This is a genomic window from Streptomyces sp. LS1784, assembly GCF_020103755.1.
GTDB lineage: Bacteria > Actinomycetota > Actinomycetes > Streptomycetales > Streptomycetaceae > Kitasatospora.
Window position 1 is genome coordinate 1 of record NZ_JAHSQD010000238.1, and the last position, 12,018, is coordinate 12,018.

13 protein-coding genes are annotated in these 12,018 nt (G+C 75.4%); 3 read left to right on the top strand and 10 right to left on the bottom strand.

The window, feature by feature from the left end:
- Positions 1-578: ester cyclase (locus KS423_RS24825; protein ID WP_374120025.1), on the top strand; the 578-nt coding region annotated here is incomplete at its 5' end.
- Positions 579-800: 222 nt separating this feature from the next.
- Positions 801-1,238 (top strand): universal stress protein, encoded by a 438-nt coding sequence (locus KS423_RS24830; RefSeq protein WP_224281959.1) that lies wholly within the window; start codon positions 801-803, stop codon positions 1,236-1,238.
- Between the two features lie 23 nt (positions 1,239-1,261).
- Here the strand turns inward: KS423_RS24830 and KS423_RS24835 are convergent, their stop codons facing one another.
- From KS423_RS24835 to KS423_RS24850, 4 genes are all read right to left on the bottom strand, one after another.
- A complete protein-coding gene (locus KS423_RS24835; protein ID WP_224281970.1) occupies positions 1,262-1,762 on the bottom strand; it encodes a hydrogenase maturation protease in 501 nt (166 codons plus the stop codon).
- A gap of 5 nt (positions 1,763-1,767) precedes the next feature.
- A complete protein-coding gene (locus KS423_RS24840) occupies positions 1,768-2,145 on the bottom strand; it encodes a nickel-dependent hydrogenase large subunit (RefSeq protein WP_308020245.1) in 378 nt (125 codons plus the stop codon).
- The gene (locus KS423_RS24845; RefSeq protein WP_374120026.1) at positions 2,142-2,387 is read right to left on the bottom strand and encodes a hypothetical protein; all 246 of its coding nucleotides are present in this window, start codon (positions 2,385-2,387) and stop codon (positions 2,142-2,144) included. Before KS423_RS24845 ends, KS423_RS24840 begins: the two co-directional genes overlap by 4 nt.
- A gap of 148 nt (positions 2,388-2,535) precedes the next feature.
- On the bottom strand, positions 2,536-3,195 hold the full coding sequence (locus KS423_RS24850; RefSeq protein WP_224281960.1) for a pyridoxamine 5'-phosphate oxidase family protein: 660 nt from the start codon (positions 3,193-3,195) through the stop codon (positions 2,536-2,538).
- Positions 3,196-3,558: 363 nt separating this feature from the next.
- Between KS423_RS24850 and KS423_RS24855 the strand changes: the two genes are divergently transcribed.
- Positions 3,559-5,268: a GAF domain-containing protein gene (locus KS423_RS24855; RefSeq protein WP_224281961.1), complete on the top strand. Its 1,710-nt coding sequence runs from the start codon at positions 3,559-3,561 to the stop codon at positions 5,266-5,268.
- 3 nt (positions 5,269-5,271) lie between these two features.
- On the opposite strand, the gene KS423_RS24860 is transcribed toward KS423_RS24855, so the two are convergent.
- The 6 genes from KS423_RS24860 to KS423_RS24885 all read right to left on the bottom strand — a co-directional run bounded on the left by KS423_RS24860 (position 5,272) and on the right by KS423_RS24885 (position 11,896).
- Positions 5,272-6,252 (bottom strand): nitroreductase family protein, encoded by a 981-nt coding sequence (locus tag KS423_RS24860; RefSeq protein ID WP_224281962.1) that lies wholly within the window; start codon positions 6,250-6,252, stop codon positions 5,272-5,274.
- 22 nt (positions 6,253-6,274) lie between these two features.
- Complete coding sequence (locus KS423_RS24865; protein ID WP_224281963.1) at positions 6,275-6,574, bottom strand: SHOCT domain-containing protein; 300 nt, start codon at positions 6,572-6,574, stop codon at positions 6,275-6,277.
- Positions 6,575-6,691: 117 nt separating this feature from the next.
- On the bottom strand, positions 6,692-7,366 hold the full coding sequence (locus KS423_RS24870; protein WP_224281964.1) for a response regulator transcription factor: 675 nt from the start codon (positions 7,364-7,366) through the stop codon (positions 6,692-6,694).
- 138 nt (positions 7,367-7,504) lie between these two features.
- On the bottom strand, positions 7,505-8,107 hold the full coding sequence (locus tag KS423_RS24875; protein ID WP_224281966.1) for a CBS domain-containing protein: 603 nt from the start codon (positions 8,105-8,107) through the stop codon (positions 7,505-7,507).
- Positions 8,108-8,116: 9 nt separating this feature from the next.
- Positions 8,117-8,812: a CBS domain-containing protein gene (locus KS423_RS24880; RefSeq protein WP_224281967.1), complete on the bottom strand. Its 696-nt coding sequence runs from the start codon at positions 8,810-8,812 to the stop codon at positions 8,117-8,119.
- A gap of 336 nt (positions 8,813-9,148) precedes the next feature.
- Positions 9,149-11,896, bottom strand: coding sequence for a GNAT family N-acetyltransferase (locus tag KS423_RS24885; protein WP_224281968.1), 2,748 nt, complete (start codon positions 11,894-11,896; stop codon positions 9,149-9,151).
- Positions 11,897-12,018 lie beyond the last annotated feature (122 nt).

Sequence of the window (12,018 nt, forward strand, 5' to 3'; positions counted from 1 at the left end):
CCGCCCTCGCGACGGTGGCCGCCCTGGCGGCCGGCACCGTGGCGGCCGCGCCCGCCCACGACAGTGGCCGCCACGACTCCGCGCGCGACTGGCCGCAGCGCCTGGTCGACCGTTCGCCCGGCCTCGTCCAGCCGAAGGCCCTCACCGTGGACCGTTCGATCGGTGCCCGGCGCGCCGCCCAGGAGGTCCACCTGGCGCAGCAGTTGTACACCTTCTGGAACACCGGCCGGCAGCAATACCTGGACGCGGCGATCAGCCCGCAGTTCCGGGACAACACGCTGCCGCCGGGCCGTCCGCAGGGCCCCGCCGGGCCGGTCTTCGCCTCGCGGAACTTCCGTGCCGCGGTGCCGGACCTGACCTGCGAGCTGTCCGACGTCCTGATCGCCGGCGACAGGATCACCGCCCGGCTGGTCTTCCGCGGCCACTTCACCGGCACCTTCGACGGCGTGCGCGGCCAGGGCCAGAGCATCGAGTTCAACGCCATCGACATCCAGCACGTCGGCACCGACCGGATCACCGAGGACTGGCACATCGAGGACAACACGACCCTGATGTCCCAGCTGGGCGTCCACTCCTGACGCACCCTGACGCCGCCCGGCGTCGGGGGCCGCGCGAACGGCACCCGGTGGGCCGGGCCCGCGTTCGCTCCCCGGGAACCGCACTGCCGGACCCCGGCGCGAGGCCCGAGGCTACGATGGTCACCCGGCGGGCGGCCGTCACCCGGGTGCCGGGCCGTGGTGGCGGCACCGCCCGGCGGCCAGCACCGTGGTCGGGGAGCGACGATCCACAGGACGGTGCAGATGAACGCGAACGACTCCCTGCCCCGCGTCGTGGTCGGCGTCGACGGCTCGCCGTCGTCGTACGCCGCACTGCGCTGGGCGGCCCGGCACGCCACGCTGATCGGCGGGGTGGTGGACGCGGTCGGCGCATGGGAACCGCCGAGCCACTTCGGTTGGTCGGCGCCGGTGGTCGACACCACCTTCGACCGGGAGCTGGCCGAGCGGCGCTTCGCCGACGAACTGCACACGGTGCTCGGCGAGGACTGCCGGGCGGAAGTCCGCCAGACGATGGTCATGGGCGACCCCTCCGACGTCCTCCTGGAGGCGGCCCGGGGCGCCGAGCTGCTGGTGGTCGGCAGCCACGGCCACGGCGGCTTCACCCGCTCCCTGCTCGGCTCCGTGAGCACGCGCTGTGCGCAGCACGCGGCCTGCCCGGTCGTCATCGTCCGGGCCCACTGACCGAAGGACGTGAGACACCCGGATCACGGCCGGGTCCCGTGCCCCCGGAACGCGTCCACCGCCTGGCGGACCTCCGCGACGACGCCGGGCAGGGCGCCGGCGACGGCCGGGCTCAGACCCTCGCCGATCGAGAAGTCGGCGCCCTCCACCGCGATGATCCGCAGTTCGCGCGGCAGCCGGCCCAGGGCGGCGGCCAGCGCGATACCGTGGCCGAGGCCGAGGCCGTGGGTGCCTACCGCCGCCTCCTCGTCCACGAGGGGGTCGGCGAGCAGGTGGTCGGCGTCGACGGTCACCGAGTGGATCCTGCCCGGCTCGCCGGGGTGGCCGTGCACCGCGTCGACGACGACGGCGAGGTCGGCGCCTTCCCACAGCTCCATCAGCCGGGTGGGCTCGCCGTCGCACAGGGTGAGCCGGTCGGCGGCCAGGCCCGCGGTCGCGAGTTCGGCAAGGACGGCCACGGCGGCACCGTCGTCGTGGCGGTACTCGTTGCCGACGCCGATGACGACGATCCGCCCGCTGTCCATGTCCGTCAACTCCGCTCCACGGTGAGGGTGAGGAAGTGCGCCGCCCAGGAGATGCACGGGCCGTAGCTGCGGATCGCCCGCTCGCACTGCCGGGTCGGCTCGGTGTCGTCCAGGTGCAGCCGGGGCTGGATGAACGCCCGGAGGTCGGCTTCGATCGCGGTCCGGTTCTGCGCGGTGGGCGGGACGACGACGGCCAGCCGGACGATCCCCTCCTCGTCGATGTCGTACCGGTGGTGGAGCAGCCCTCGGGGCGCCTCGGTCGCGCCGAACCCGGAGCCCGCCCGGGGTGGGACCGGAACGGCCGCGGCGGACGGCGGTGCGTACTGCTCGATGATCCGCTGCGCCTCGGTGACGGCCCGCAGCACCTCGACCGCGCGGATCACGATGCTGCGGAAGGGGTTGTCGCAGTGCGGGCCGAGCCCGGCCTCGGCTGCCAGACCGCGGATTCGGCCTCGACGCCCCAGCCGTACGGCAGCTCGCCGGCCGAGGCGAGTTCGGCGAGCACGATCGCGCCGTCCCGCACGGTGGGCCCGATCACGGTGAAGCCCCGCTGCCGCAGGGCCGCGACCAGCTCGGCGAGACCACGTTCGTCCAGTTCAACGAGCGGTGCCGTCGTGGTGTCCATCGGTCCTACCTCCGGTTCGCCGCCGGTGTCGGCCCGGCGCGCGGTTGCCGTATTCCCACTGTCCGCCGATCCCCGCGTTCGTGCACGGGGTCGTCCGGCCCCGCCGACGGCCCGACCGGCCCCGCCGACGGCCGACAGCCGGTAGCGCTCACCCCCCGTCGATATGGCGTCCGGTGATGCCGGCCGGGCGGATGCGCACCCACAGGGGGCGGGATCCACCGGCCCACGGGGTGGCGCCCGGGAGGGTGGCGAGGTGCTGCTCCTCGTCCGGGGTGCCGGCGTGGCGGGCCTCGCCGAGGACGAGGACGCTCCAGCCCCGGTGGCGGTGTTCGTCGATGTGGTCGACCTCGAAGGAGACGGGTGAGCCCTCGTCGGGGGCGGCGGCGCCCCCGGGGGCCGTGCGGTAGGCGATCGTCCGGTCGTCCACCACGTAGTTGACCGGGAGCACGACGGGCGCCGACGAACCGGGCAGGCCCACCCGGCCGATGCCGTGGGTGCCGAGCAGTTCCCAGCACTGCGGCTCGGTGAGACGGAGGAGCCGGCCGTGCGGGTCGGCCTCGGCCTCGGTCTGCCCCGGTGGGGCGTCCCCACGTCGGCCGGACAGCAGCTCCGGCCAGGTCATCCCGAGCACGGCGGTGATCCGGACGAACCCCGGCGGGTCGAACTCCGGCCCGGAGCACAGGACCTGCCGCAGGTAGGCGGGCGACATGGCGGCCCGGTGGGCCAGCATCCCTTCGGTCAGGCCGAGTTGCTCGCGCCGTCGGACGATCCGGTGAGTGAGGTCGGCCGGGTCGGGATGGATGGTCATGGTGGCTGCTCCTCCGTACACGGCGGTCACGTCCGGAACAGCGCGACCTTGGGATGCCGGCGTCGGCCGCGCCGACGGGGTACTCGGCCCGGCAGCCGTCGATCGGGTGGCCTGGGTGTTCTGACCCGTGAGGTTGCGGCCGCCACCGCCGGTGCGCTGCCCGTGGCTCGCGGCGCGGCAGTAGGCGGAGGGCGGAGCCGGGGCGGTTCCGCCCGCACCTCCAGCGTTCTCCCCGGACGCGCCCCTCGCCAGGGGGCCGCTGGGGTGCTCCCGGTGGGCCAATGGACCCCCTTGCGCCCGCCGGGTCGTGGCCTGCGCGCCTACGCTGGTCAGTGGGCATCGGGGGCGAGCCAGGGAGGACCCTTGGGCAGCGCATCGGAGAGTTCCGCCCCCGTGCCCGACCTGCGGCTGGACGAACTCCTGGCGGAGCTCCAGGCCCGGCTGGACGCCGCCCGCGGCACCCGGGACCGGGTGCACAGCCTGCTGGAGGCGGTGCTGGCGGTCGGCCGCGACCTGGAACTGACCCAGGCGCTCCAGCACATCGTGGAGGCCGCGGTCACCCTGGTGGACGCCGAGTACGGCGCGCTCGGCGTGATCGGCGAGGACCAGCGGCTGTCCCAGTTCATCCCGGTCGGAGTCACGGACGAGCAGGTCAAGCTGATCGGCGACCTGCCCTCCGGGCACGGCATCCTCGGCGAGCTGATCCGCCACCCCGAACCGCTGCGGCTCGGCCGGCTCTCCGACCACCCGGCCTCCTACGGCTTCCCGGCCAACCATCCCCCGATGCGCAGCTTCCTGGGGGTGCCGATCCGGATCCGGGACAAGGTGTTCGGCAACCTCTACCTGACCGAGAAACGCGGCGGAGGCGACTTCGACGCCGAGGACGAGTCGGTGCTCGCCACCCTCGCCGTGGCCGCCGGGGTGGCGATCGACAACGCCCGCCTCTACGCACGGGCCCGCCAGCGGCAGCGCTGGCTGGAGGCGAGCGCCGAGGTGACCAGCAGCCTGCTGTCCGGCAGCGGCGAGCAGGAGGTGCTGGACCTGCTGGTGGCCCGGGCGAGCGGGATCGCCGGCGCGGACCTCGCCGTCGTCGCCGTGCCACTGCCGGGGACCGGCGAGCTGGAGGTGCGGATCGCGGCCGGCCTCGGCGAGGAGGAGCACCGCGGCCTGGTGCTGCCGGTCGAGGGCTCGTTCGTGGGCGTGGCCTTCCGCACCGGCGGGCTCGTGGTGAGCCCCGACGTCCGGAAGGACCCCCGGATCACGGCGGGGCCGCCGCGCTGGAAAGGTCTCGGCCCGGCGGTCGCGGTGCCCGTCGGCACCGCCGACCGCGGCATCCGGGGCGTGCTGCTGCTGGCCCGGGCGGCCGGTGCGCCGCTGTTCGAGGAGGACGGGTCCGGTCCTCTGCTCGGCTTCGCGGGCCAGGCGGCGGTGGCGATGGAACTCGCCGAGCGCCGCCGCGACTCCGAGCAGGTCGCGCTGCTGAGGGAGCGCGACCGGATCGCCCGTGACCTGCACGACCTGGCCATCCAGCGGCTCTTCGCCACCGGCATGACCCTCCAGGGAGCCACCCGTTTCATCGAGCACCCCGAGGCGACCGACCGCGTCCTGCGGGCGATCGACGATCTGGACGAGACCGCCAGGACCATCCGCGCCACCATCTTCGGCCTGCGCCTGCGCGAACGCGGCCCGGCGGAGGGCGGCCTGCGCGCCCGGATCGTCGGGGTGGTCGAACGGGCCGCCCGCGCACTCGGCTTCGCCCCGGCCCTGCGGATGACCGGCCTGCTGGACGTCACAGTGCCCGCCGAGGTCGCGGACGCGGCGGTCGCCGTCCTGGAGGAATCCCTGTCCAACGCCGCCCGCCACGCCAGGGCCCACGCGGTCACGGCCACCGTCACCGCCGGCACCGACCTGACCCTCGCCGTCACCGACGACGGGGTCGGCCTCCCCGAGGACGGCCGCCGCAGCGGACTCGCCAACCTCGCCGACCGGGCCGCTGCCCTGGGCGGCACCTTCACCGCCGGCAGGCGCCCCGAGGGCGGCACCGAGCTGGTCTGGCGGGTGCCCCTGGAGTAGGCGTCAGCGGTCGTCCAGTACCTCGCCGGGTGCCAGGCGGGGTGTCCGGGCGCCCTCGGGGCCGTAACCGAGGCGGATCAGCATCTGGACGTGGCCGGGGCGCTGGTGCGGGTCCCGTGCCTCCCAGCGCAGGTAGGGCCACTCCATGGCCTGGTGCAGCAGCGAGGCGCGCACGCCGTGGACGGTGGCGGCGAGCAGGACGTGTTCCAGCGCGAGGCCGGCGCGCAGCCAGTCCGCGGGGGTGTCGTGGTCGGTGGTGAGGACGGCGATGCGGGGCTCGCGCTCGAAGAGGGCCGGAGCCTGGTGCTCGGCCGCGCGGATGGCGGAGAAGTCGCGCATCGGCAGGCGGCCGGCCAGGTCCTGGGGGCCGAGCGCGCGGGCCGGGATGCCGTACGGCGGTGCGTCGCCGGTGCGGATCCAGCTGCGGCTCTCGGCGCGCTGGGCCTCGTCGGTGGTGCTGCGGCGCTCGGCCTCGGCGGTGAGGTGGAGCAGCCGGGCGGTCTCCGTGTGGTCGGGCAGGTGGAGCGCGGCGTCCTCCGCGCGGGCGGCGCCGGTCAGTTCGTCGAGGACGGCCCGCGGGACCGGCACGGCGGTGAACGGCGTGCGGATGGAGTGCCGGCGCCAGATCGCCTCGTAGAGCTTCTCCGTGCCGGGGGCCGGCGCGGGGGCCTGGGTGTCGAGCCGGACCACGGCGAACAGGTCGGGCTCGGCCGGCTCGGGCAGCAGGCGGACGTCGGGCGCCCAGCCGAGGTGGCGGGCGGCGACCCTCAGGTTGAGGACGGCCGCGCCGACGGAGATGTGCAGGGCCTGCCCCTGGGGGTCGGCGGCCGGCACGGCCCGGCTGCGGTCGGCCCGGACCTCCAGGGTCGAGGTGTCCGGCCGGAGCCGGAAGCGCCAGGGCTGGCTGTTGTGGATCGAGGGTGCCGCGACCGCCGCGGAGACGAGCTTCTCCAGCGTGGGCGCGTCGAGGGCGAGGGTGGACATGGCCGCCTCCCGGGGTTCGTCGTCAGCCGGAGCCGACCGGGCCGTCGACGCCGCGCAGGGTGGCCAGGCGGGCGCGGTACTCGTCGGGGTCGATCTCGCCACGGGCGAGGCGCTCGGCGAGCAGCTGCTCCGGGGTGGGCCGCATCGGCGGCGCTGCGGTCGGCGGGACCGGCGGCGCGGCCGGGCCGTGCGGGGCCGTCCGGCCGAGGTACCGGACCAGGGCGATCACACCGAGGACCGCCAGTGCCCAGAGGAGCAGCATGCCGACGGTCATCAGACCGATGCCCCAGCCGTTCGTGCCCCCGTCGTTCCAGTACATCATCGCCGTCTCCTCGGGCCGTGACGGGAGGGTGGGTCACCTCCACGGTGCGGCCTGGGCGCGGCGTGCCGCTTGGGCCGTTCGGCTCCTTCCGCGGGCCCGCCCGGCCCTCGCCGGGCCTCAGTGCGGGCGCTGGTGGTGCTGTTCGGGGTCGGCGTGGGCGGCGATGACGGCGGCCTGGAGGCGGCGTTCGACACCCAGTTTGGCGAGCAGGCGCGACACGTGGTTCTTCACGGTCTTCTCCGCGAGGTAGAGCTCCTGGCCGATCTGGCGGTTCGTCCTGCCCTCCCCCACCAGCGCGAGGATCTCCCGCTCGCGCGGGGTGAGCCCGGCGAGCGCGGCGTCGGTCTCGCTCTGCTCGTGGTGGCGCAGGCTCTCCATCAGCTTGCGGGTGGTGGCCGGATCGAGCATCGACTGGCCGGAGGCCACCGTGCGGACCGCGCCGACCAGTTCGGCGCCCTTGACCTGCTTGAGGACGTAGCCGGCCGCACCGGCCATGATCGCGTCGAGCAGGGCGTCGTCGTCGTCGAAGGAGGTCAGCATCAGGCAGGCCAACCCGGGCATCCGGTCGCGCAGTTCCCGGCAGACGGTCACTCCGTCACCGTCCGGGAGCCGTACGTCGAGCACCGCGACGTCCGGGCGCAGCGCGGGCACCCGGGCGAGCGCCTGGGCGCAGGTGCCCGCCTCGCCGACGACCTCGACGTCGGGTTCGCTCTCCAGGAGGTCGCGGACGCCCCGCCGGACCACCTCGTGGTCGTCCAGCAGGAACACCCGTACGGGTTGGGGCGTGTCCATGGCCTGCTCCCTGCGGCGCGCGGGGCGTTGACACCACCGATTCTCCGCGCCCGCTCCTCCCCACGCAGCGCGTCAGCCGCGCGGCGCGACGGCGCCCGGGCACCAGGCACCGCGGAGCACGAGCCTGTGCGCCCTCCGTCAGGTCGGCGCGGCGAGCCGGAGCTCGACGCCGACCACGCCGGGCACCGAGCGCACCAGCCGTTCCAGGATCGCCGCGGAGACGGTGTCCGGCAGCTCGCCCGCGAGGGTGATCCGGCCGTTCTCGGAGCGGACGTCGGTGTCCACCGCGGTACCGGGGCCGAGGGTGGCGGCCAGCTCGAAGCGGACCCGGTCGGCGAGCTCGCGGTCGTCGTCGAGGTAGACCTTCAGCAGGTCGCCCCGGCTGACGATGCCGACCAGGTAGTCCTCCCCGTCGACCACCGGGAGCCGTTTGAGGTGGCCGCGCGCCATCGCCCGGGCGGCCTCGTTGAGCAGGCTGTCCGGGTGCACGGTGACCGCCGGGACGGACATCATCCGCCCGGCGGTCAGCGCTTCGGCGCGCACGCCGTCGCGGTCCCGGGCAGTGAGCAGATCGGCCTCGGAGACCACCCCGATCACCCGGCCGTCGCCGGTCAGCACGGGGACGGCGCTCACCTGCCAGCGCTGCAGGGTCTCGGCGACCTCGCGGAAGTCCGCGTCGCGGCCGACGGCCACCACCGCATGGGTCATCACGTCGGCGACGGCGCTCGGTGTACGGGGCACGGCGGCCTCCTACGTTGCCGCGCGGTAGGCGCGGGGGTGTTCCAGCCGCTGGTCGGTGTCGTCCTCGGTCCAGTCGAGGGTGGCGTGGACGGCGACCACGCCGTCCACGGCCCGGCAGAGCTGCTCGGCGATCGGGATGAGGCTGCGGCGTGGCAGGCGTCCGTCCAGCGTGACCACGCCGTTGTCCACCGCGATCCGGACGTCTCCGGGGGCCAGCCAGAGGGTCTGGCCGAGCACGTCGTGGCTGATCTCGTCCCGGATCGCCGCGTCGTGCCGCAGGAAGACCTGCAACAGGTCCCGACGGCTGACGATGCCGACCAGGCGACCGGCCTCGTCGACCACCGGCAGGCGCTTGACCTTGTGCTTGTCCATGGCGCGGGCGGCCTCGGGGACCGACCAGCCGGGACGGGCGGTGACGGCCGGGCTGGTCATCAGCCCGCCGGCGGTCTCCGCCTCGGCGCGGGCGCGGTCCTTCGCGTCCAGCCGGCGGCCCGGGTAGCGCCCCTCCGGGTCCGGCAGGACTGCCTCCTTGCGGATCAGGTCGGCCTCGGACACCATGCCGAGCGGCCGGCCCTGGTCGTCGATCACCGGGATCGCCGTGACGTCGTTGCGGTGGAACAGCGCCGCGACCTCCTTGAACGGCGTGTCCGGCCGGGCGGTGACGACCTCGTGGGTCATCACGTCGTTGACGCTGCGGTGCTGCATGGTCCTCACTCCTCCTGCGGTGGTCCCGCCTTCACTGTCCGCCCGCCGCCGCCCACCGGACAGGGCCGGTCGGTCCCCGTCGGCGGGCCGGGCCGGCCCAGGACGGCGCGGCCTTTCGGCACGACGGTCGGAGGAACCCCACCCTGCGCCCGGCCCCGCCGCCGAGCGCGGTACACCTCGTCCGCGGCGGGCCCGAGGCAGGCCCTGCGCGACCGGATCGACCGCGAACCCGGCTCGGCGGCCGTGGTCCCCGCTCGGGCGGCCGGCTCCTGGTCCGGTGACCTCAGACGGTCGGCACCGGCCCGGTGTCGTCGAGGTCCCGGGTGAGGTGGTCGGTCAGGGCGGTGAGGCCGTCGAGCCGGGCGAGTCGGAGGCGGCCGCTGGGCGGCGCAGCCGCCGCAGGTAGGGGTCGAAGGACGGCCGGCGTTCCAGCCGTACCCGGGCGTCCACGCAGACCGCGCCGTCGGGGCGGAGGATGACGGGGTTGAGGTCGGCCTCGACGAGCTCCGGGAAGTCGTCGGCCAGGCGGGAGAGCCGGGCCAGTACGGACCGGAGCGCCGCGAGGTCCACGGCGGGCGCCCCGACGCTGCCCGACAGCAGTGGCGCGCTGCGGAGTTCGGCGACCATGGTGGTCAGGTCGCGCTCGCTCAGCGGGGCGAGCCGGGCCGACCGGTCGGCCGGCACGCCGGCGGCGGTGCCGCCCGCCCCGACCACCACGAGCGGTCCGAAGATCCGGTCCTGGACGACACCCGCGAGCAGCTCGACACCCGGCTCCGCCATCGGCTGGACCACCGCGCCGACCAGCTCGGCACCGAACCTCTCCGTGAACTCCCGGTAGGTGGAACGCACTTCCGCCTCAGTGCCGAGGCCCGTGCGGACGGCACCCAGCACGCTCTTGTGTACCTGCCCGGGCCAGTAGGCCTTCAGCGCCACCTTCCGCTCGTGCCCGAGGAGGCGCAGCCCGTTCGCGGCAGCGACCGCCGCCTCCTCGTCGCGGGCCCACACCGAACTGGTCAGCGGCAGCCCGTAGGCCTCCAGCAGGTCGGCGGTGGACAGCGGGTCGAGCCAGCCGCCGTCGGGGTGGGCGGTGAGGTGGCCGTCGATCAGGCTGCGCGCGGTGCGACGGTCGCAGTCCGGCGCGTCTGCGGGGACGGAGGGGGCCTCGGCGAGCCGGCGGGCGCGGTCCCGGGCGTGGGCGAGCGCGCGGGCGGCGGCGACGGAGTCCGAGTAGGCGGGCAGCACACCGCCGTCCGCGCAGGTGCGGTAGCGCACGGGCACCTGCTGGTCGAGCAGCACGGCGGCGATCGGCACCCGGCGCCGGGCCGGGCCCTCCAGCAGGGCGCGCACCGGATCCTGGGCGGGAGCGGCTCCCAGCGCCGTCGGCACCAGGCACACCAGGATCGCGTCGACGGCTTCCTCGCGTTCCAACGCCCGGAGGAAGAAGGTGAGTTCGGTCGGCCCCACCGCCGCCGTGGTGTCCACCGGGTTGCGCACGGACGCGCCGGGCGGCAGCAGCTTGCCGAGTTCCGCCGGGAGTTCCGGCAGTTCCAGTCCGACCTCGGCGCAGGCGTCGGCGGCGAGGATGCCGATGCCACCGGCGTTGGACACCACGGCGACCGCGCCTCGCGGGCCGGGCAGCGGCTGGGCGTGCAACAGGGCGGCGGCCTCGACGAGTTCGTCGATGCTGCGGGTGGCCGTGATACCCGCCTGCCGGAACAGCGCCTCCCGGGTGACGGTGGGGGTGGCGGCGGCCGCGGTGTGCGAGGCGGCGCCCCGGCGGCCGGCTGTCGAGCGGCCGGCGTCGACGGTGAGCACCGGGATGCTCCTGGTCACCCGGCGTGCGGTGCGGGCGAAGGCGCGCGGGTTGCCGAAGGACTCCAGGTGGAGCAGCGCGAGGTCGGTCCGGCCGTCCGCCTCCCACCACTGGAGCAGGTCGTTGCCGCTGACGTCGTACTTGTCGCCGAGCGAGACGAAGCTCGACACCCCGATGCCCAGCCAGGCCAGCCGCGACAGCAGCGCGATCCCCACGCCGCCGCTCTGTACCGCCACCCCGGCGGTGCCGGGCCGGGGGAAGGCGCCGCCGAACTCGGCGTCCAGCCGGACGGCCGGATCGGTCTGTGCCATGCCGAGGCTGTTCGGCCCGACGACGCGCATGCTGTGCCGGCGGCAGGCCCGCATCAGCCGGCGGGCCTCCTGTGCGCCGAGCCCGGAGGTGAGCACCACCAGTGCCCGGACCCCGGCGGCACCGCACTCCTCGGCCACTGCGGGGACCGCGCCGGAGGGCACGGCCAGCACGGCGAGGTCCGGTACGGCGGGCAGCGCGGAGACGGACGGGTAGGCGGGCACGCCGCCGATCTCGTCGGCGTGCGGGTTGACCGCCCGGAGCGGACCGGCGAAGCCGCCCTGCCGGATCTTCGTCAGGACGGTCCGTCCGACCGAGCCCTCCCGCCGGGACGCCCCGACCACCGCGACCGAGGCCGGGCGCAGCAGTGCGGCGAGGCTGGCCACGTCGGCGCGCCGCCCGCGTTCGTCCACCGCCGAGCGGTAGCGCTCGTCTCCCTCGTCCAGTGGCACCCGGACCCTGACCTCGCCGTGGGCGTAGCGGCGCTCGATGGGCAGGCCGAGGTCGGCGAAGACCTGGTGGACGGCGTGGTTGCCTCCCAGGGTGTCGGCTTCGAAGAACCGGATGCCGGCGGCCCGGCCGGCGTGCACGAGGTGTTCCAGCAGCAGGGTGGCGACGCCCCGATGGTGCCAGCGGTCGGCCACCGCGAGGGCCAGTTCGGCCGTTTCCGGCGGCTCGTCCAGCAGCTCGCAGTCCGCCTCGCCGATCAGCTCCTCCCCCGCCCACGCGCCGAGCGCCAGCAGACCGGTGCGCGGCGGACCGCACAGCCGGTCGGCGGCCTGCCGCGGCGCGTTGCGGCTGACCCCGAAGAACCGCATCCGACGGCTCTCCTCGGACATCCCGGCGGCGTGCAGGTCGAGCACCGCGCGGTGGTCGTCCGGCCCGAGCGGCCGGAGCTCCACGGTCGTGCCGTCGGCCAGCAGGGCCTCGGCGGTGGCGAGCGGCGGGTGGACGGTCGACATGGCGCACCTCCTGTCTCCGTCTCCAGCCTCCGTGCCCGCCCGGAGCGGTGGAAGGGCCGACCGGCCCCGCCCGGTCCGGCGGACGGCGCTGTGGCGGCCGGGCGGACGCCCCGCGGCGGCCC